Annotated in this window: 19 protein-coding genes; 10 read left to right on the top strand and 9 right to left on the bottom strand. The window is 71.8% G+C overall.

Features of this window, described 5'->3' with window-relative positions; translation table 11 throughout:
* The first annotated feature begins 264 nt into the window (after positions 1-264).
* Positions 265-1,131, top strand: a complete 867-nt coding sequence (locus RCR19_RS32220) for an oxidoreductase (RefSeq protein ID WP_331268298.1) — start codon at positions 265-267, stop codon at positions 1,129-1,131.
* 45 nt (positions 1,132-1,176) lie between these two features.
* On the opposite strand, the gene RCR19_RS32215 is transcribed toward RCR19_RS32220, so the two are convergent.
* A complete protein-coding gene (locus tag RCR19_RS32215) occupies positions 1,177-2,415 on the bottom strand; it encodes a SpoIIE family protein phosphatase (RefSeq protein ID WP_331268297.1) in 1,239 nt (412 codons plus the stop codon).
* A 72-nt stretch (positions 2,416-2,487) separates the two neighbouring features.
* Positions 2,488-4,377, bottom strand: coding sequence for an ABC transporter ATP-binding protein (locus RCR19_RS32210; RefSeq protein WP_331269614.1), 1,890 nt, complete (start codon positions 4,375-4,377; stop codon positions 2,488-2,490).
* 204 nt (positions 4,378-4,581) lie between these two features.
* On the opposite strand from RCR19_RS32210, the gene RCR19_RS32205 reads away from it, so the two are divergent.
* From RCR19_RS32205 to RCR19_RS32190, 4 genes are all read left to right on the top strand, one after another.
* On the top strand, positions 4,582-5,544 hold the full coding sequence (locus RCR19_RS32205; RefSeq protein WP_331268296.1) for a lysylphosphatidylglycerol synthase transmembrane domain-containing protein: 963 nt from the start codon (positions 4,582-4,584) through the stop codon (positions 5,542-5,544).
* A gap of 74 nt (positions 5,545-5,618) precedes the next feature.
* Entirely contained in the window at positions 5,619-6,383 is a 765-nt protein-coding gene (locus tag RCR19_RS32200; protein WP_331268295.1) for a crotonase/enoyl-CoA hydratase family protein, read from the top strand.
* Positions 6,384-6,709: 326 nt separating this feature from the next.
* Entirely contained in the window at positions 6,710-7,807 is a 1,098-nt protein-coding gene (locus tag RCR19_RS32195; RefSeq protein WP_319114263.1) for a mechanosensitive ion channel family protein, read from the top strand.
* 256 nt (positions 7,808-8,063) lie between these two features.
* Positions 8,064-10,283 (top strand): NADP-dependent isocitrate dehydrogenase, encoded by a 2,220-nt coding sequence (locus RCR19_RS32190; protein ID WP_331268294.1) that lies wholly within the window; start codon positions 8,064-8,066, stop codon positions 10,281-10,283.
* 143 nt (positions 10,284-10,426) lie between these two features.
* On the opposite strand, the gene RCR19_RS32185 is transcribed toward RCR19_RS32190, so the two are convergent.
* Positions 10,427-11,320, bottom strand: coding sequence for a glutathione S-transferase C-terminal domain-containing protein (locus tag RCR19_RS32185; protein ID WP_331268293.1), 894 nt, complete (start codon positions 11,318-11,320; stop codon positions 10,427-10,429).
* 407 nt (positions 11,321-11,727) lie between these two features.
* Between RCR19_RS32185 and RCR19_RS32180 the strand changes: the two genes are divergently transcribed.
* Positions 11,728-12,213 (top strand): MarR family transcriptional regulator, encoded by a 486-nt coding sequence (locus RCR19_RS32180; protein ID WP_331268292.1) that lies wholly within the window; start codon positions 11,728-11,730, stop codon positions 12,211-12,213.
* Between the two features lie 152 nt (positions 12,214-12,365).
* Here RCR19_RS32180 and RCR19_RS32175 read toward each other — a convergent pair whose 3' ends face one another.
* Together RCR19_RS32175 and RCR19_RS32170 are read right to left on the bottom strand one after the other, a co-directional pair.
* Positions 12,366-12,704: a GNAT family N-acetyltransferase gene (locus RCR19_RS32175; RefSeq protein ID WP_059126778.1), complete on the bottom strand. Its 339-nt coding sequence runs from the start codon at positions 12,702-12,704 to the stop codon at positions 12,366-12,368.
* A 22-nt stretch (positions 12,705-12,726) separates the two neighbouring features.
* Positions 12,727-13,716, bottom strand: a complete 990-nt coding sequence (locus RCR19_RS32170; protein WP_331268291.1) for a pirin family protein — start codon at positions 13,714-13,716, stop codon at positions 12,727-12,729.
* A gap of 127 nt (positions 13,717-13,843) precedes the next feature.
* Between RCR19_RS32170 and RCR19_RS32165 the strand changes: the two genes are divergently transcribed.
* Entirely contained in the window at positions 13,844-14,332 is a 489-nt protein-coding gene (locus tag RCR19_RS32165) for a carboxymuconolactone decarboxylase family protein (RefSeq protein ID WP_331268290.1), read from the top strand.
* Positions 14,333-14,539: 207 nt separating this feature from the next.
* The gene (locus RCR19_RS32160) at positions 14,540-15,802 is read left to right on the top strand and encodes an MFS transporter (protein WP_331268289.1); all 1,263 of its coding nucleotides are present in this window, start codon (positions 14,540-14,542) and stop codon (positions 15,800-15,802) included.
* 54 nt (positions 15,803-15,856) lie between these two features.
* Here the strand turns inward: RCR19_RS32160 and RCR19_RS32155 are convergent, their stop codons facing one another.
* From RCR19_RS32155 to RCR19_RS32145, 3 genes are read right to left on the bottom strand one after another with little or no spacing between them, the layout of a single operon-like run.
* Positions 15,857-16,129, bottom strand: a complete 273-nt coding sequence (locus RCR19_RS32155; RefSeq protein ID WP_331268288.1) for a DUF6510 family protein — start codon at positions 16,127-16,129, stop codon at positions 15,857-15,859.
* 30 nt (positions 16,130-16,159) lie between these two features.
* On the bottom strand, positions 16,160-16,870 hold the full coding sequence (locus tag RCR19_RS32150; protein ID WP_331269613.1) for an FAD-binding oxidoreductase: 711 nt from the start codon (positions 16,868-16,870) through the stop codon (positions 16,160-16,162).
* A 2-nt stretch (positions 16,871-16,872) separates the two neighbouring features.
* The gene (locus RCR19_RS32145) at positions 16,873-17,472 is read right to left on the bottom strand and encodes a molybdopterin-dependent oxidoreductase (RefSeq protein WP_331268287.1); all 600 of its coding nucleotides are present in this window, start codon (positions 17,470-17,472) and stop codon (positions 16,873-16,875) included.
* 201 nt (positions 17,473-17,673) lie between these two features.
* Between RCR19_RS32145 and RCR19_RS32140 the strand changes: the two genes are divergently transcribed.
* Positions 17,674-18,090 (top strand): hypothetical protein, encoded by a 417-nt coding sequence (locus RCR19_RS32140; protein ID WP_059126772.1) that lies wholly within the window; start codon positions 17,674-17,676, stop codon positions 18,088-18,090.
* Between the two features lie 213 nt (positions 18,091-18,303).
* Complete coding sequence (locus RCR19_RS32135; protein ID WP_059126771.1) at positions 18,304-18,840, top strand: NUDIX hydrolase family protein; 537 nt, start codon at positions 18,304-18,306, stop codon at positions 18,838-18,840.
* Between the two features lie 304 nt (positions 18,841-19,144).
* Here the strand turns inward: RCR19_RS32135 and RCR19_RS32130 are convergent, their stop codons facing one another.
* Positions 19,145-20,299, bottom strand: a complete 1,155-nt coding sequence (locus RCR19_RS32130; protein ID WP_331269612.1) for an SGNH/GDSL hydrolase family protein — start codon at positions 20,297-20,299, stop codon at positions 19,145-19,147.
* Positions 20,300-20,312: the final 13 nt, after the last annotated feature.

The following is a 20,312-nucleotide window of genomic DNA, read 5'->3' as shown; positions in this document are numbered from 1 at the left end:
CCTAGCAGGGTTTGCCCGAATTTCGAACAGTCCGGCCACGAGATCCTGGTCACGCGGAGGCGAGCTCTCCGGGGCGCAGCCGGGGACAAGCCGCCCGTACGCGTCCGTGGCTGGTCCTGTCGGTCCCAGGAACACCGGGGAACTGCCGTCGTCCTCGACGCGCTTCGAGGATGGACAGCACGCCGGGACGATCACCCGGCGACGGCATCCGGGTCTCCCAGCGGCACAGGCCCGCTGCGGGACATGGAACGAGAGGAACCCCCGATGACCACCACCCTTGCCGGCGGCACGTTCGACCTCGCGGACGGCATGACCGTCTCGCGTATGGGCTACGGCGCCATGCAGCTCGCGGGCCCGAACGTGTTCGGACCGCCCCGGGACCGCGAACAGGCCGTCGCGGTCCTGCGCGCGGTCGTCGAGGCGGGCATCACGCACATCGACACCGCCGACTTCTACGGCCCCGCCGTGGTCAACGAACTGATCAAGGAAGCGCTCTACCCGTACCCCGCCGGCCTGCACATCGTCACCAAGGTCGGCGCCCGCCGGGCCGCCGACGGGCGCTGGGTCCCGTCACTGGACCCGGCGGACCTCAAGGCGCAGGTGCGGGAGAACCTCACACACCTGGGACTGGACACCCTGGACGTGGTCAACCTGCGCGTCGGCGGTCACGACGCCCCGGACGAGGAATCCCTGGCGGAGCAGTTCGGTGCCCTCGCCGAGCTCCAGCAGCAGGGCCTCGTCCGTCACCTCGGGCTCAGCGGCGTCTCCGCCACGCAGCTCACCGAGGCCCAGTCCATCGCGCCCGTCGTCACGGTGCAGAACCTCTACAACCTCGCCAACCGGCAGGACGACGCCCTGGTGGACCGGTGCGCGGCCGAGGGCATCGCCTTCGCACCCTTCTTCCCGCTCGGCGGATTCAGCCCGCTGCAGTCCGACACCCTGCACAAGGTCGCGGCCCGTCTGGAGGCCTCCCCCCAGCAGATCGCCCTCGCCTGGCTGCTGCAGCGTTCACCCGCCGTCGTCGTCATCCCCGGCACGTCCTCGCCCGCCCATCTCCGGGAGAACATCGCCGCGGCCGACCTCGTCCTGCCCGCCGACGCCGTCGCCGAGCTCGACACCATCGGCCGCTGAGCCGGCCGGATCGCCCGTCCGCCCGAGGCCGGCGGCAGTGTGCCGTCACAGCCGGACGACAACCAGGGCGATGTCGTCGCGGGCGCCGCCCTCCACTCCCAGTTGCGTCAGCAGAACGTCGGCGAGGTGTTCCGGGCTGAGTGCGCAGTGCCGGCGCAGCGCGTCGGTGAGCCGGGCCAGCCCGGCTTCGATGTGCTCGCCGCGGCGTTCGATCAGGCCGTCGGTGTAGAGCACGAGGGTGTCGCCTGGGGTGTAGGTCTGGCCGGCCTGCGGGCGGGGCAGATGCTGCGGCCGGGCCGCGAGCGGCGGGTCCGTCGCCTGGTCGAGCAGCTCGTGCGACCCGTCCGCGTGGACGAGGATCGGGGGCGGGTGACCGGCGCTGCTGTAGATGATCAGCTGGCTGCGGGTGTCGACCATGGCCTTGACGGCGGTGGTGTTCAGCGCACCCTCCACCGACCGCGCGTACAGACCCAGGACCTCCAGCGCCTGGGCGGGCCGCTCCAGCGCACGGATGGCCGCGCTCAGCGCGCTGCGGAGCATCCCCATGACGGCGGCGGCCTCCAGTCCGTGCCCCACTACGTCGCCGACGGCCACCGCGAAGCGCGTGTCGGACAGGTCGATGAAGTCGTACCAGTCGCCGCACACGTTCAATGAGCCGGTGGCGGGCAGATAGCGCACCGCGACGTTCTCGTGCCGGGCCAGGTCGGGCGACTGGAGCATGGCCTCCTGCAACGCCACGGCCACCCGCCGCTCCCGGGTGTGAGCGAGCCGCAGCTCCTCGTTCAGCCGCTGCAACTCGCGCGCCCTGGAGTACAGCTCGGCCTCGAGGGCCTCGCGGGCGCTGGGCCGCTCGGACTGCGGCCAGCCGCCCCGGAGGTGGGTCTGGATGTAGGAGGTCACGTCCTCGGCCCGGTGGATGATGCACGTCACGCCGCCGTCCGGACCGAGGATCGGTGTGTTGATCGGGGACCACCAGCGCTCCTCGAACACGCCCGGACGGTCGATGATCGGGATGTCGTACTTCTGCAGCGCCATCGTGTCGGGGCGCCGGGAGATCAGGACCCGGTGCAGCGAGGCGCTCAGGTTGCGCACACCGTCGGCCTCGGGGTCGGCCGGGTTGTCGGGGAAGGCCTCGAAGACGTGCAGCCCGATGAGGTTGTCCCGGGTCCGTCTGGTCGCGTCCAGATAGGCCTGGTTGACCTCGACGATCGTCAGGTCGGGAGCCAGCACGAGGTAGGGGCTCGGCGTGGCGGCGAACAGTGCCGCGTAGTCCATCCCTGACATCGTCACCGTCTCCCTGGGCAGCGCCTCCCCACCATCACGCTAAGGTCCGGCCTGCTCGGGCGCCCACCGCGACTAGGCCACCGCCTCGGCGCCGGTCCCCCGGACCGCCGCCTTGTCGAACTGGGTCCGGTACAGCTCCGCGTACCGCCCGCCCGCGGCCAGCAGCTCCTTGTGCGTGCCCCGCTCCACGATGCGCCCCTCCTCGACGACGAGGATCAGGTCGGCGGACCGCACGGTGGACAGCCGGTGGGCGATGACCACGGCGGTACGGCCCTCCAGCGCCTCCGTCAGTGCCTCCTGCACGGCGGCCTCCGAGGTGTTGTCGAGATGCGCGGTGGCCTCGTCCAGGATGACCACGCGCTGCCGAGCCAGCAGCAGGCGTGCGATGGTCAGCCGTTGCCGCTCGCCGCCTGACAGGCGGTAGCCGCGCTCGCCGACGACCGTGTCGAGACCGTCGGGCAGGGACCGTACGAGATCCTCGAGCCGGGACCGGCGCAGCGCGTTCCACAGGTCGTCCTCGGTCGCGTCCGTGCGGGCCAGGAGCAGGTTGGCCCGCACGGTGTCGTGGAACAGGTGCCCGTCCTGGGTCACCATGCCGAGGGTCTCGCGCAGTGAGCGCGCGCTCAGGTCACGGACATCGGCGCCGCCCACCCGCACCGCGCCCTCGTCGACGTCGTACAGCCGAGGCAGGAGCGCGGCGATGGTGGACTTGCCGGCGCCGGAGGATCCCACCAGCGCGACCGTCTGCCCGGGTTCGGCACGGAACGACACCCCGTGCAGGATCTCCGTCCCGCCCCGTGTGTCCAGGGCCGCCACCTCCTCCAGCGAGGCGAGCGAGACCTTGTCGGCGCTGGGATAGGCGAACCGTACGTTGTCGAACTCCACCGCAACCGGCCCCTCGGGGATCTCGCGCGCATCGGGCCGCTCCTCGATCAGCGGCTTGAGGTCCAGCACCTCGAAGACACGCTCGAAGCTGACGAGCGCGCTCATGACCTCGACCCGCGCACCCGCGAGCGAGGTGAGCGGTGCGTAGAGCCGGGTGAGCAGGAGTGCGAGCGAGACGACGGATCCCGCCTCCAGGGTGCCGCGCAGGGCGTACCAGCCGCCGAGTCCGTAGACCAGGGCGAGCGCGAGGGCGGAGACCAGGGTGAGCGCGGTGATGAACGCGGACTGCGCCATGGCCGTGCGCACCCCGATGTCCCGCACGCGCCGGGCCCGCGCCGCGAACTCGGCGGACTCCTCCTCCGGCCGTCCGAAGAGCTTCACGAGCGTGGCACCGGGCGCGGAGAAGCGTTCGGTCATCCGGGTGCCCATCGCCGCGTTCAGGTCGGCGGCCTCGCGCTGGAGCCGTGCCATGCGGCTGCCCGTCCGTCTGGCCGGAACCACGAAGACCGGCAGCAGCAGCAGTGCGAGCAGGGTGATCTGCCAGGACAGCGTCAGCATCACGGCGAGTGTGAGCAGCAGCGTGACGAAGTTGCCGACGACTCCCGAGAGCGTGTTGCTGAAGGCGCGCTGCGCACCGATGACGTCGTTGTTGAGACGACTGACGAGCGCACCCGTACGCGTACGTGTGAAGAACGCGACCGGCATGCGCTGCACATGATCGAACACAGCCGTGCGCAGATCGAGGATCAGCCCCTCCCCCAGCGAGGCCGACAGCCGGCGCGCGAGGAGTCCGAGCGCCGCCTCGGCGAGCGCGATGACGGCGATGAGCAGCGACAGCCGTACGACCCTCCCTCCGTCGCCGTGCGACACGATCGCGTCGACGACGCGTCCGGCGAGAACGGGCGTCGCGACGGCGAGCAGCGCGGTCACCACGCTGACCACGACGAACTGCGCGATGCGGCGGCGGTGCGGACGGGCGAACGCGCCGATGCGGCGCAAAGTGGCGCGGTCGAACGGGCGGCGCTCCCGTTGCGCGGTCATGACACTGTGCAGTTGCTGCCAGGCGGTGGTCTCCATACTCATGTGACCGACGTTAGAACCTCGAGCGATGTTGAGGTCAATGCACGACGTACGCGGGCCATGGGCCCCGGCGGAAGTGCCGCCGCGCGGGGACGGACGGCAACTGCGCCCCTCGGTGCATCCGTGCCTTGCCCAGCACGTCAACCGCTGTCTCCGCGCCCGCAACCTCACGTTGGTGCGGCACGGAAAACCTCTGCCGATGTGAGTGCCGTACGTCTCCCCCAGGGATTCCCCAGACGTGTTCCGGTCCGCCAGATCCTGTGCTTGCTCCCGCTCGTGCTCGTCCTGGTGGTCGCAGTGCAGCACCGGGCCGTGCTCGCGGCGGGATTCGGCCAGCTGGCCTCGGCCGAGTGGCCATGGCTGGTGGCCGCCGCCGGTGCGACCTGTCTGACCTGGGTCGCGGCCGCCTTCACCCGTCAGGGCGCCGTGGTCCAGCGGCTGCCCGTGCGCCGGCTGCTCGCCACGCAGTTCGCGGCGGGCGCGGCCAACCACCTCCTGCCGACGGGGCTCGGCGCGAGCGCGGTCAATCTGCGCTTCATGGCGGTGTGCGGGGTGCCGCTGGCCAGTTCCTCCGCCGCGGTCGCGCTGTATCTGCTCGCCGAGTCGATCGCCCGGACCGGTCTGCTGCTGGCGCTGCTGATCGCCTTCCCGGACTCCCTCCGCCTCAACAGCCTCGTGCCCGCCCCGGCGGTGGGTCCGGTGCTGCTCGCCGTGGCCGGGGTGGTGTGCGTGGCGGCCGTGGTGGTCCTCGCCGTCCGGAAGCTGCGTACCGCCGTGTTCACCTTCCTGCGCTCGGCGCTCGGCGAGGCACGGACGGTGCACACCCGTCCCTCCCGCGCGCTCGCCCTGTGGGGCGGATCGCTGGCCTTCCCCGCGCTGCAGGCGGCGGGGCTCGCCGCGGTCGGTCGGGCGCTGGAGCTCCCGGTGCCTCCCGCGCACATGGCCGTGGCGTACCTGGCCGCCACCATCGCGGTCGCCGCCGTACCCACCCCGGGCGGCATCGGCTCGGTGGAGGCGGCGCTGATCGTCGCCCTGGTGGCGGCGGGCGCCCCGGTGGCCCTGGCGACCGCGGTCGTCCTCGCGTACCGCATCATCACGGTGTGGGTGCCCCTGCTGCCCGGCGCGCTGACCCTGGGCGCGTTGGTTCGGCTGAAGGTGATCTGAGACCGGACAGCGACCGTACTCCCGGGTAACCTCGGCGGGGCCAGCCCTACCGTCCGTGTGAAAGGGGCAGCCCGATGCCGGTCCGGATCGAACGTCAGGGGTACGTCACCACCGTCGTGCTCTCCCGCCCCGAGGCCCGGAACGCGGTGGACGGCCCCACGGCCGCCGCACTCACCGCCGCCTTCCGGGAGTTCGAGGCGGACGCCTCCGCACGGGTCGCGGTGCTGTGGGGCGAGGGCGGCACGTTCTGCGCGGGCGCCGATCTCAAGGCGGTCGGGACCCGGCGCGGCAACCGGGTGGCCCAGGACGGCGACGGCCCGATGGGGCCGACCCGGCTCAGGCTGTCCAAGCCGGTGATCGCCGCGGTCGCCGGGCACGCGGTGGCGGGCGGTCTGGAGCTGGCGCTCTGGTGCGATCTGCGGGTCGCCGAACAGGACGCGGTGTTCGGGGTCTTCTGCCGCCGCTGGGGCGTACCGCTCGTCGACGGCGGGACGGTGCGGCTGCCGCGGCTGATCGGCACCAGCCGGGCGATGGACATGATTCTCACCGGCCGTCCCGTGACGGCCCAGGAGGCAGCGGAGATGGGGCTCGCCAACCGCGTCGTCCCGACGGGCCGCTCGCGCGCCGAAGCCGAGGAACTTGCCGCCTCGATCGCCCGGTTCCCGCAGGCCTGCCTGCGGGGCGACCGCGCCTCCGTGCTCGACCAGGAGGGCCTGGCGGAGACCGCGGCCATGCGCGGTGAACTGCGTTACGGCATGGACGTGCTGGCGGAGGGCCTGGAGGGAGCGGCCCGCTTCTCCTCGGGGGCCGGGCGGCACGGGTCGTTCACGGACCTGTGACCGCGGCCCTGAGGAGCGGCGAACTCCCCGTCCGCACCGGGGAACCGACGACCGCGGCCGGCACCCGGCCGACGGGGCGGATGTGGCTGAGCACACGTCAGTGGCCGTTCGGGATCGGCCCGGTGACGGCCGGACACCCGAATACGGCAGGATGAACCTTCGCCCCGGACGGCGTACACCCGATCCGGGCGTGATCGTGCATCCCCTCCACACCGCGTCGTGCCTCCGTGAGCGCGCGGCCGTGCGGTCCGTATTCGAGCAGGTGGCAAGGTGACGACTCCTCACATCCGGCCCTCGGGCGACCTCCTGGCCCCGGGAGGTGGGCGGTGAACCGCGCGCTCACCCTCGACGACCTCGTACTCGCCGGAATCGCCCTCGTCGCGGGTCTGGTCGCCGCGTTCCTGCTGCGCATCGTGATGCGCTGGCTGGGCGGGCACGCGCGGCGCACCAGGTGGAGCGGCGACGACGTGATCGTGGACGCCCTGCGCGCGCTGGTGCCCTGGGCGGCGATCGCCGGCGGCGCGGCCTCGGCGGCGGCGCTGCTGCCGCTCACACCGACGGTGCAGCACCACGTCGACCAGACGCTGAGCGTGCTCCTCATCTTCGTGGCGACGGGGACGGCCGCCCGGGTGATCGCCGGCCTGGTGCGGACGGTCACCCAGTCCCGCTCCGGGGTCGCCGCGTCGGCCACGATCTTCGTCAACATCACCCGGGTCGTGGTCCTCGCCATGGGCTTCCTGGTGATGCTGCAGACGCTGGGCATCTCGATCGCACCCCTGCTCACCGCCCTGGGTGTGGGAGGTCTGGCCGTCGCGCTCGCCCTTCAGGACACTCTCGCGAACCTCTTCGCGGGCATCCACATCCTCGCCTCCAAGACCGTCCAGCCGGGCGACTACATCCGGCTGAGCAGCGGGGAGGAGGGTTATGTCGTCGACATCAACTGGCGTCAGACCACCGTGCGCCAGCTCTCCAACAACCTGGTCGTCATCCCCAACGGGCAGCTGGCGAAGACGAACATGATCAACTACACCCGCCCCGAGCAGCAGCTGACCGTCCTGGTGCAGGTGGGCGTCGGCTACGACAGCGACCTGGAGCACGTGGAGAAGGTCACCACCGAGGTCGTGGCCGAGGTGATGGCGGAGATCACCGGCGCGGTCCCCGACCATGAACCGGCCGTCCGCTTCCACACGTTCGGCGACTCGCGGATCGGCTTCACGGTCATCCTGGGCGTCGGCGAGTTCAGCGACCAGTACCGGATCAAGCACGAGTTCATCAAGCGTCTGCACCAGCGGTACCGGACCGAGGGCATCCGCATCCCGGCACCCACCCGGACGGTGGCGCTGCAGCAGGGTTCGGCCGTCATACCGCACCCTCGCAGTGGCGACGACATGGTGGTCCACCAAGGCGGCATCGACCCCCTGTGACGGCGTCCGGGGCGCCCGGCCCGGGTGCCGGGCCGCCGGGCCGTACGGGACACCGCCGGGGCGGATGGAGGCTCGTCCGGGGGCCGGTTCGCCGGCCCCGCGGGCGGGTCCGGGGCCGTGGGGCGCAGACCGGCCCGCGGCCCGCCGGTCCGGCGCCGCGGACGGGGAGCCTCCGGCGCGGACCCCTGTCGAGCCGGGCGCGCTCACGAGATATCTTGATGTCGAGCAATGTTGCAGACGTGGAGCGGAGCACCCGGTGACTGACTCGACCATCATCTACACACACACTGACGAGGCCCCGGCCCTGGCGACATATTCCTTCCTGCCGGTGGTCCAGGCGTACGCCTCGCAGGCGGGTGTCACTGTGGAGACGCGTGACATCTCCCTGGCCGGGCGCATCCTCGCGGTCTTCCCCGAGTACCTGACCGAGGACCAGCGGATCGGCGACCACCTGGCGGAACTCGGTGAGCTGGCCAAGACCCCCGCGGCCAACATCATCAAGCTGCCGAACATCTCGGCCTCCGTCCCGCAGCTGAAGGCCGCGGTCGCCGAGCTGCAGGGCCAGGGCTTCGCGCTGCCGGAATACCCGGACGAGCCGAAGACCGACGAGGAGCGGGAGATCCGCGCCCGTTACGACAAGATCAAGGGCTCCGCCGTGAACCCGGTCCTGCGTGAGGGCAACTCCGACCGCCGTGCCCCCGCCTCGGTGAAGAACTACGCCAAGACCCACCCGCACCGCATGGGCGCCTGGACCTCCGAGTCCAGGACGAACGTCGCGACCATGGGCGTGGACGACTTCCGTTCGACCGAGAAGTCCGCGGTGATCTCCGAGGCGGGTTCGCTGCGCATCGAGCTGAAGGGCGACGACGGCTCCACCACCGTGCTGCGCGAGTCCGTGCCGGTCCTCGCGGGCGAGGTCGTGGACGCCTCCGTGATGCGCGTCGCCGCGCTGCGCGAGTTCCTGACCGCGCAGGTCGCCCGCGCCAAGGAGGAGGGCGTCCTGTTCTCCGTGCACCTCAAGGCCACGATGATGAAGGTCTCCGACCCGATCGTCTTCGGTCACGTGGTGCGCGCCTTCTTCCCGAAGACGTTCGCGAAGTACGGCGAGACGTTCGCCGCGGCGGGGCTGACCCCGAACGACGGTCTCGGCGGCATCTTCAAGGGCCTCGAGGCCCTGCCCAACGGCGACGAGATCAAGGCCTCCTTCGACGCCGAGCTCGCCGAGGGCCCGCAGCTGGCGATGGTCGACTCCGACAAGGGCATCACCAACCTGCACGTCCCCTCCGACGTCATCGTCGACGCCTCCATGCCCGCCATGATCCGCACCTCCGGCCACATGTGGGGCCCGGACGGCCAGGAGCACGACACCCTCGCGGTGCTGCCGGACTCCAGCTACTCGGGTGTCTACCAGGCCGTGCTCGACGACTGCCGCGCCAACGGCGCATACGACCCGGCGACCATGGGCTCCGTCCCGAACGTCGGCCTCATGGCGCAGAAGGCCGAGGAGTACGGCAGCCACGACAAGACCTTCGAGATCCCGACCACCGGCACGGTCCGCCTGGTCGACCAGGCCGGGAACGTCGTCCTGGAGCAGACGGTCTCCGCGGGTGACATCTACCGCGCCTGCCAGACCAAGGACGCCCCGATCAAGGACTGGGTGAAGCTCGCGGTCACCCGGGCCCGTGCCACCGGCGACCCGGCCGTGTTCTGGCTGGACGCGACCCGCGCCCACGACGCCAACCTGATCGCCAAGGTCGAGCAGTACCTGCCGGAGCACGACACCGAGGGCCTGGACATCCGCATCCTGGCCCCCGTCGAGGCCACCAAGCTGTCCGTGGAGCGCATCCGCCGCGGTGAGAACACCATCTCCGTGACCGGCAACGTGCTGCGTGACTACCTCACCGACCTGTTCCCGATCCTGGAGCTGGGCACCAGCGCCAAGATGCTGTCGGTCGTCCCGCTGATGGCGGGCGGCGGCCTCTTCGAGACGGGCGCCGGCGGCTCCGCCCCGAAGCACGTCCAGCAGCTGGTCAAGGAGAACTACCTGCGCTGGGACTCGCTCGGTGAGTTCTTCGCGCTCGTGCCGTCCTTCGAGCAGTACGCGAAGGCCACCGGCAACCAGCGTGCGCAGGTCCTGGCCGACACCCTCGACCGCGCCACGGCGACGTTCCTCAACGAGGACAAGTCGCCGACCCGTCGCGTCGGCGGCATCGACAACCGCGGCAGCCACTTCTTCCTGTCCCTGTACTGGGCGCAGGAGCTGGCCAAGCAGACCGACGACGCGGAGCTGGCCAAGGCGTTCGCCCCGCTCGCCGAGACGCTCGCCGCGAGCGAGCAGAAGATCGTCGAGGAGCTGGCCGCCGTCCAGGGCAAGCCGGCCGACATCGGCGGCTACTACCAGCCCGACCCGGCCAAGGCCGCCGCGGTCATGCGCCCGTCGGCGACCTGGAACGAGGCGCTGACGACCCTCGCCTAGACAGCGGGCCTCAGCGTGACAGCCGCCCCGGCCGGATCGAATCCGGCCGGGGCGGTCGCGTGTCACCGTTCGGCGTGACGGGGAGGGAGGCGGCGGAGGCCGTCACCTGTGGACAGGAGGACGACCCGGGACCACCCGCCGTGTCACCGGCGGGTGTCCGCGACCGCTCGCGCCGTTTCAGGCAAGTGCCCGCACCAGTCCACGATCTGCACCGCCGCCCCCGCAGCCTCGAGTCCCCGGCAGTGCGCGTGGTGCCTGCGGGCGAGGCCGTCGAGGTCGAGAAGGCCGCCGAAGGCGGGGTGGGCGGCCAGCGCGCGTGCGTAGGCCCACAGACGTGGATGGTCGGCGATGCGGTGTACCGCGGCAGCATCGAGGTGCCAGCGGTGCACGGTGTCCAGTTGCACCAGACTCACCCACAACTCGACGTCGGCCGCGGTGAGTTGCCCACCGAGCAGATAGTCCGCGTCGGTCAGCCGGCCCTCCAGCGCACCGAGAGTGCGCAGCAGCGAGCCGAGCGCCGCGGCCCGCTCCTCGGCGTCCGCGTCGACCCGTCCGGCGCGCTGTGCGGCCGTGTCGACACCCAGCTCGCACAGCCGCCGCACGCCCTCGATCTCGGCTTCGGCGCCCGGCGGATACAGCGCCGTCGCGCCCGTGCCGAAGTGCAGGGCCAGATCGCGCATGATGTCCGGGGCGTGTGTGCTGACGATCCGGCCCGACCAGTCGTCGCTGAGCACCGGTGCCACGGCCGCCCCGGGGTAGTGGTGGGCGCTCGCCTCGTAGAGCGGCCGCAGTGCGGAGTGCTCGCCGCCCGGCCCGTCGGGGACCGTGGGCAACAGCGTCACGGGGCAGTCGGCCTCCAGGCCGAGCAGGCCGTGCACGACGGCCGTCCGCAGACAGGGCGGACAGGACAGGCACAGATGGAGGCGGTAGCGGCGCGGTACGGCGTAGTGGCCGCTGCGCGCGTCGCGGCCGATACGGCCCCGGAAGACCGGGACGGGCCGGGGCGTCGGGAGGGCGGTCGGGTCATGAGCGGACATGTGTCTCCCCGGGTACTGGTGCGCGAGGGTGCAGAGGACGGCGGCCACGGGGCGGTCGGGACGCCCGGGCGGCGCGCGGGTGAGCGGCGGGGCCCGGCACGGGCCGGTTCAGCGCAGGGGGCCGGCCGCGCTGCAGACACGCAGCAGATCGATGTGACGGCGGGAGGTCAGAAGGAGGGACTGCCGGCGTGTGCGACTCACACTGCCGATGGCCGGCTCCAGGCGCCCCATACTTCCCTACCGATCCACTAGGAAATTCACTCCGAGTGTCGATCCGGCTCCGGCCTGCGTCAAGAGGGGCGTCCGCACTGTGAGAAGCAAGGGGGCCAAGGAGCCGAGGGTGTGTTGGTCCCGGAGACGAACTCCATCTCTCATCCAATTCTGGACAACCGGTAAACTCAGGGACCATGGCCCACTCATCCACGCCCGCCGACCAGCCCGCATGCGACGGGACGGACGAGAGCGGGCTGCTGCCGGCCGAACTGCGGGCCTGGATGCAGTTGCTGGCCGCGGCCGGGGCCATCGAACAGCGACTGCGCTCCCAGGTCAAGGACACCCTCGGCGTCTCGCACGACGAGTTCCTCGTGCTGTGCCTGCTGGCCGACCAGCCGGGCGCGGCCCTGCGCATGTCGCGGATCGCCGAGATGCTGGGCCGGCCCAAGACACGCCTCACCTATCAGATCGCCTGTCTGCACCACGCGGATCTGGTCACTCGGCGCTCGGTGTGCGGCGACAAGCGCGGCATCGAGGTGGCCCTCACCGAGAAGGGGCGCCGACTGCTGCGCGAGGTGTCGCCGACGCTGGCCGAGACGGTCACCGAGGCCGTCCGGCACATGATCGACCACCGGCAGTGCGAGACCCTGCGCGGGCTGCTGCCGGGGGCGGCGGAGTAGGGGTGCGGCAACGCCGGCGGCCCTGCGGGTGAGGGGCGCGTCCGGGCGGAACCGGGTGCGTCGCCCCGGGCCACCGCTCCCCCTCCGCCCGACGGTCCGCGGGTCGGCCACGAGCCGCCGGGCTCCCGGCCTCTGCTCCGCCCTTCGCGCGGTCAGCCCAGCTGTGTGTCCAGCCACTCCAGGACATCGGGGGTGACCGGGTCGGCGATGTCGGCGAACTCCTCGTGCCGGCCGAGGAACTTGGCGACGTAGGGGCAGACGGGCACGGCACGCTTGCCGGAGGCCCGCACATCGGTCAGCGCCTCCTGGACGAGCCGCGACGCCAGGCCCTGTCCGGCGAAGGCGTCGTCGACCTCGGTGTGGTAGAAGACGCGCTGGTCGCCGTGGTCGCGGTAGGCGGTCAGACCGGCGCGCTCGCCGTCGACCAGGATTTCGTAACGGTGCTTGGCGTCGACACGCTCGACGGTCGGTTCGGCGGACGGCTGGCTCATGTCAGTGCCTTTCAGCTGCGGTTCAGCGTCGCGGTGGGTTCCTGCGGGGCATGATGACGGCGTTGGGCAGGGCGGGAGCGGGAAGGCGGTCGCCCGGGTATCCCTCCACCACGCCGAAGCGGTCGGAGGAGTTCTCCCAGTCCTCACGGGCACGGACGATGTCTTCATGGCTGCGGCCGATGAAATTCCACCACATGACGATCTCCTCATCGAACGGGGTTCCGCCGAGGAGAACCGTCCGCGCCCTTTCCTGCGACTCGTTCACGAGCGTCAACGAGTCGCTGCCCGTGGGCGCGTAGCCCAGCTCCGCCGCGTCGAGCAGAGTGCCGGCCATGCCGACCCGGCCGTGGTCGACGAGGAGACCGTGCTCGAAGGCGGGGTCGACGCCGAGTGTGACCGTGGCTCCCGGCTCGAGGACGATCTCAGCGCCCAGCAGGGGCGTGAACGTCCGCACCGGCGAGTCGTGTCCGGCGAGGGAGCCGAGGAAGACCCGGACTTCGGCCCCGTCGAGCCGCACCGGCTCGGGTACGTAGTGCTGGAAGTCCCGCTCGGTGAGGCGGTGTTCCGCGGGGAGCGCCACCCACAGCTGCACCCCGTGCAGGACCGTGGTCCCCGGTGTCGAGACCTCCGAGTGGCTGATGCCGTGGCCGCCCGTCATGAGGTTCAGCTCGCCGGGGCGTACGAGGGCGTGGCTGCCGAGGCTGTCGCGGTGCTCGATCTCGCCGCTGAAGAGCCAGCTCACGGTCTGCAGACCGGTGTGCGGATGCGGCGCGACATCCGTGCCCCCCGTCTCGGCGACATCGTCGGGACCGTAGTGATCGGCGAAGCACCAGGCGCCGATCAGGGTGCGGGCGCGCTGCGGCAGCGTACGCCGCACGGTCATGGCCCGCGGGCCGCCCAGCGGCACGTCGCGCGGGGTGAGCACCTCGATCTGCGGCACCTTCGACTCCCGTCGGTCGTCCACTGACGCTCCGCAGCGCAGTTCGACGGACTCCGCCTCGACGTTACTCATGGGACACCGCCCTCCACCCCTATGATGGTTCTACTTTCAACAAGTATATCGTGATCATAGGACGACAACCCGACCGGAGCACCCCACACCAGCGGAGCCGGAGCGGCGACCCCGAAGGAGTCCCAGGTTGAGCACGGACACGACCCAGCCCCCCGGCCGGCGGATCTTCATCGACAAGCAGAGCCCCAAGGCCTATCACACGCTGCTCCAGACGTCCGAGACGGTCCGGGCGACCGCGGCCGACGCAGGGCTCGACCGCACCCTCGTGGAGCTGATCAACCTTCGGGTGTCGCAGCTCAACCACTGCGCCTACTGCCTCGACCTCCACACCAGGGCGGCCCTGCGCGCGGGCGAGACCACCCAGCGGCTGGGCGTGCTGGCCGCCTGGCGCGACACCGAGGTGTTCACCCCGCAGGAACGCGCGGCGCTCGCCCTCGCGGAGGCGGTCACCGATCCGTCCGACGCCGCCGCTCAGGAGTCCGCCTACACCGCGGCCCGCGAGGTGCTCACCGACGACCAGGTCTCCGCCGTGATCTGGGTGGCGATCACCATCAACGCGTTCAACCGGGTCTCGATCCTGAGCAGGCACCCGGTACGGGCAGCCGCCGTGCAGTGACCCGTCGCTCCGCCCGGGGCCCACAGTCCCGGGTCTGTGCTCCATCAATGTGAGAGATGGGCACCATCAGGAATCATCAGCGCGGGTGAGGAAGCACAGCAAGGCGCCCGACGCTTGTCTCACCGTGGGCGCAGCGACGAAGCCGCACGGCCACCACAGGCAGTCCCTGCGCCGCCGGGTTTCCGGCCTCTCGAGAAAAGTGTCCTCGTGCCTCAGTCATCCGCTCTGCGAGCCGCACGCCGGAACAGCACCGGCGCAGAACCCGACCACGGCATACCCGGCTGGCTGATCGCGCTGTTCGCCGTCGCCTGCGGCATGACGGTCGCCAACCTGTACTACGCACAGCCCCTGCTCTCCTCGCTGCGCGACGTCTTCCATGTCAGCTCGGCCACCGCGGGCCTGCTGATCACGCTCACCCAGGTCGGCTATGTCATCGGCATGCTCTTCCTGGTCCCGCTGGGCGACCGGCTCGAGAAGCGCACCCTCATCACCACCCTGCTCGTCGTCACGACGCTCGCCCTGGTGGCGGCCGGCCTCGCGACCGGGTTCCCCATGCTGCTGGCCGCCTCGCTGATCAGCGGTGCCACCTCGGTCGTCGCCCAGATCCTGGTCCCGTTCGCCGCGGGCCTCGCCCCGGACCATGCGCGCGGCCGGATCGTGGGCCGGGTGATGAGCGGCCTGCTCACCGGCATCCTGCTGTCCCGGACGGTCAGCAGCCTGGTCTCCGACATCGCCGGCTGGCGTGTCGTCTACCTCGGCTCGGCCGTCCTGATGGCCCTGCTGGCCCTGACCCTGCGAGCCGCGCTGCCCCGGCACGCCCCGACGACGGCCGTGCCCTACGCCCAAGTGCTGCGCTCCACGTTCGCGCTGATGCGCACCCATCCCGCACTGGTGCGCCGCGGCCTGTACCAGGCGGCGATGTTCGCCGCCTTCAGCGCCTTCTGGACCACCGTCTCCTACCTCCTCACCGGCCCGCACTTCCACTACTCACAGGTCGGCGTGGGCCTCTTCGCCCTTGTCGGTGCGGCCGGTGCGGCCGTGGCCCCGCTCGCCGGACGCTGGGCCGACCGGGGGCTCACCCGCACCATGACGGGCATCGCGTTCGGCGCCGCCGCACTGGCCTTCGCCGTCGCGGGCCTGGCCGGGCACAGCATCGTGCTGATCGCCCTGGCCGCCGTCGTGCTGGACATGGCCGTGCAGACCACGATGATCCTCGGCCAGCACACCATCTACCGGCTCGACCCCCACGCCCGGGCACGGCTCAACGCCGCGTTCATCGCCACCTTCTTCGTCGGCGGCGCACTCGGGTCCCAGATCGGCTCGATCGCCTACCGCGACGGCGGCTGGGGCGCGGTCGGCGTCCTCGGCACCGCCCTTCCGGCCCTCGCGCTCCTGTACTGGACCACCGAGTACCGCTCCGGCGGCTCGGGAAAGGGTGCTGCCGGCGCCACGGCCGGCGCGGGCGCCTGAGCGAACCGCCTCCCCTGCCGCCGGTCCGCCCCGCGGCGGGCCCGACGGAGCCCCTCAGGCCGTGCTGAACCGGAACGCGCCGGAGCCGCCGCCCACCGTCAGCCAGATGTGCTCACCCTCCCTGACCAGCCGCAGGGCGATGTACGAACACCCCGGGCAGCGGACGGTCAGACCGGGCTCGGGCCCGTAGACATGCAGCCCGGCCAGTGGCCCCGACCGGGTGCACTCCGGGCAACGCCACCAGGCCGTGGTGGGCTCCACGGCCAGGATCTCGGACAGCGGGCCGGCAAGGCAGTTGCCGTCGAGGTGGACGGTGCCGTCTGTCATGGGAACCTCCCGAGGTGCGAAAGCGCCCGGTCACCCGAAGCGCTCGGTGCGGATGGTGGCGGGATCTCGTCCCATGTCGGTCAGCAGATCGCCGACGGCCTCGACGAAGCCGGTGGGACCGCAGACGTAGACGGGACTTGCCGGTTGCAGACGGGACGCGGGTCCGTCGAGGTCGGACCGTCCGACCCGGCCCGGTGCGCGCTCGCCGGCCGGCGGGCCCTGCCGCGTGTAGACGATGCGGACGTCGTGGCGGGGGTCCCCGTCGGCCAGGTGGTCGCGGTACCAGACGTCGTCGGGGGTGCGCACCGAGTACAGCAGCTGGAAGGTGCTGCGCGACTGCGTGCGGTGATGGGCGCGGATCATGGCCGCCAGGGGGACGACACCCGAGCCGCCGGCGACAAGGAGCACCGGCTCCGGCTGCTCGGTGCGCCACACGAACCAGTTGCCGAGCGGCCCGCGCACCTCTACGTCCGCACCGAGTGGCAGATCGTCGGCGAGATACGGCGAGACCTCCCCGCCGGGCACGGTCTGCACTCCCAGCTCGATGCTCTCGTCGTCGGCGGGTGCGGCCAGCGAGTAGCTGCGCACCGCCCGGTAGCCGTCGTCCGCGGTGAGCCGCACATCGACGTGTTGGCCGGGCAGATGTCCGGGCCAGCCGGGCGCGGCGAAGACCAGCGAACGGGCGCTGGGAGTCTGGGAGCGGCGCTCGACCAGCCGGACCCTGCGCCAGGGCACGGGCATCCTCAGTCGCCCCAGGTGCGCTGCTCGCGCCACGGGTCACCGTAGCTGTGGTAGCCGATCGACTCCCAGAACCCGGGCTCGTCCTCGATGGCGAGCCGAAGCCCGCGCACCCACTTGGCCGACTTCCACAGGTACAGATGCGGGACCAGCAGCCGGGCGGGCCCGCCGTGCTCGGGCGACAACGGATACCCCTCGTAGCTGTGGACGATCCACGCCCTGCCGTCGAGCAGGTCCTCCAGCGGCATGTTGCTGGTGTAGCCGCCGTAGCTGCTGACCACGGCGAAGCCGGCGTCCGTCGCCACGTCCTCGAGGAAGGCGTCGATGGGAACCCCGCGCCACCGGGTGTCGAACTTGGACCAGCGCGTCACGCAGTGGATGTCCTGCACGATCCCCTGCTGCGGCAGGGCCGTCATCTGCTCCCACGTCCAGGTGCGCGTGTCACCTCGTTCCGTGGTCACGGTGAAGGCCCAGTCCTCGGTGGACACCCGCGGGGTGGGTCCCGCGGACAGCACGGGAAAGGACTCGGTCGGGTACTGCCCGGGTGGCAACCGCTCGGCCAGGGAACGGCGGCGCCCGCGGAAACCGGGTGACAGGGAGTTCACAGCATCGTCTCCTCAGCCGTTGTGCGGGCCGGCCCGGCGACCGACCCTCCAGGACCCGGTGCCGGGCGGGGCTGCCCCCGACCACCGGAGCCGCCGCCCGGGTGCACATCCCCCTGTGTGCTGCCGTGCCCGACGGCCCTGGGTCCGGACGAAAGCCGTCCCGGGGGGATCAGCCCGCGGCCCAGTGGGTACCCCACCAGTGTGGAGCTCGTCCCGCGCACCGCCCAGTTGAAAGGCCTCACCTGCATTCTCGACGAGGCGGTCGCGCTCCAGATCATGACGGACCGTGCCGTGGCCGCCTGCGGTGAGCCCGGCCCCGTGCCCGGCCAGACCGCCCGGGACTGCCACCGGCAGAGCGTCGCCCTGCACCGGCTGCTCGGACGCCTGCGCAGTCTCCCCCTCACGGACCCCGACCTCGTCGCGGCCCAGCACCGCGCGGGCCGGCTGCTCGTCTGCCAGCAGTGGATGGTGCGCCAGGCCCTGAACCTCGCGTTCACCATGCACCCGGACCCCCGGACCGAGGCTGCCCGGCTCGGCCTGAACGGTCTGGGCCGGCCGGCGGACGACCTGCGCCGGCTGCGCGACAGGCTGCGCGACCAGGCGCCGGCGGGGAACTGACGGCTGCGACGGTCGGCCGTCGCAGGCCGCGGCAGGGCCCGGACAGCGTGGCCACGGAGGGCTGTCGGCGCCGTCCAACGCCCGGTTGATGCCGGCCGACCGGATCCCCCCTCGGTGGGTGGCTGTGGGCCGGGAGGAGCACCGTCCGTGTGACTTGCGTCTGACCTGGAGTGACACGCGGACAAGGCGAGTTGTGGACCGTACGATCGGGCAATGCCTGACACGACCGAAACCACGCCCGGCTGGCTGAGTGCCGACGACCTCGAGTCGGCACGTGCCCGCATGCCGATCCTGTACGTGGAAGCCGTGCCCGTGCGCGTCGACGACAGCGGTGAAGTCACCAGCATCGGACTCCTGCTGCGGATCGGGCCCGACGGGACCGTCAGCCGCACGCTCGTCGCCGGACGGGTCCTGCACCACGAGCGGGTCCGTGACGCACTCCTGCGCCACCTGGAGAAGGACCTCGGGCCGGTGGCGCTGCCGCGCGTCCCGCCCTCGTTGCAGCCCTTCACCGTCGCCGAGTACTTCCCGACCCAGGGGATCACCCCGTTCCACGACCCCCGTCAGCACGCGGTGGCCCTCGCCTACATCGTCCCGGTGACCGGCGACTGCCGCCCGCGCCAGGACGCGCTCGACCTCGTGTGGTTCAGCCCCCAGGAGGCGGCTTCGGCCGTGGTCCAGAACGACATGCCGGGCGGCCAGGGGGTCCTGCTCAAGCAGGCCCTCGCGCACGTCGGCTGCCTGTCCTGAACGTCGTGTCGGGCCCGGTGCCTCGATCTCCGCGGCGCCGGGCCGACGACAGCAACGCGCTGAACACGCTCTCCGGCCGCTCCGTGATGTCGCCCTTGCGGCCGCGCACCCACCGCTCGCCCGCTCCCCGGAGCAGCCCCTCGGGGTGGTCCGCAGCGAGCGCTCGGTGGGCGGTCCGACGGGGAACGCCGTCATGAGCCGAGCTCCTTCACGGTCCCGGATGCCCGCCAGGCCTCGAGCGCAGGCACCCGGGCGGCCCGGGTGCCTGCGCTGGACGGCGTCCGGCCGTCCCGCCTCTCCGGCGCTAGGAGCGGCAGTCGAGGCTCGTGAGGTCGACCGCGTCGGCCATCGCCTGCATGCCCTTGTCATTGGGGTGCAGATGGTCGCCGCCGTCGAAGAACGGCATGACCCGTTCGGGGTCGTAGGGGCTGCGCAGTATCCGGTCGAAGTCGGTGACCCCGTCGAACTCGCCGCTGTCCCTGATGAACGTGTTGACCTCCTGTCGTACGGCCTCCGCCGCCGGGTCCCACTCCGACCAGCCCTTGAAGGGCGCGACGGTGGCTCCGACGACGCACTTCCCGGCCGCGTGGGCACGGTCGATGATCTGCCGGTAGCCGTCGATCATGTCCTCGGCCGTGACACCGGTGTGGGCCTTGATGTCGTTGACCCCCTCGAAGAGGAAGACGGTGCGCACACCGGGGTGGGAGAGGACGTCCCGGTCCAGCCGGTTCAGAGCGCTCTGTCCCGCCCCGTCCGCGAGGACCTTGTTGCCCGAGATCCCCTCGTCCGCCACGCCCTTGACCGCGGTGTCCGCCTTCTGGAGCCGGCGGGCGAGGTAGTCGGGCCAGCGCCGGTTGGCGTCGGACGAGGACGCCCAGCCGTCCGTGATGGAGTCACCGAGCGCGACCACGGCTCCCGTGGCCGCGCCGGTCCGCACGGTCACGGAGTCGAGATAGAACCAGGACCCCGTCGTGCCCGTCCAGCCGGCCGCGTTCTCCTCGGCGGTGCGGTCGCCCTGGGCGATGTACGACGTCTGCATCGCCATCCCGTGCCCGGTCGCCGGCCCCGCCGCGTCCGCCACGTGCAGGCTGATGACCAGGTCGGTTCCGGCGGCCAGCCTGCCGGGGAGCGGGTCGCTGTACACGGTGGCACCGGCGGGCGCGGTCACGGACCGCGCACCGCCGAACGTCAGTCGCCGGTTGCTGCCGGGCACCAGTTCGGCGCCCTGACGGCGCAGACCGGCGTAGACGCTGTCGAACGTCACCGGCCGGTCGCCGAAGGCATTGGACAACCGGATGCGCAGATCGTCCCCGGCCGCGCTGGTGTGCACGACCAGCCGGTAGCTCCGGTCGGCGACGGCGTCACCGAGGCGATCGGCACTCGCTCCCCAGGTGATCACGTCGTGCCGGCCACCGGACGCCTGCGCCGCCGCGGGCGCGGCCTGCAGACACGCGGTGATCAGCGCCACCGCG

It is taken from the genome of Streptomyces sp. WAC07094, from assembly GCF_036320405.1.
GTDB classification, from domain to species: Bacteria; Actinomycetota; Actinomycetes; order Streptomycetales; family Streptomycetaceae; genus Streptomyces; species Streptomyces lannensis.
The sequence above is the reverse complement of the archived record's forward strand: the minus strand, read 5'-3'. Positions and strand labels throughout refer to the sequence as shown.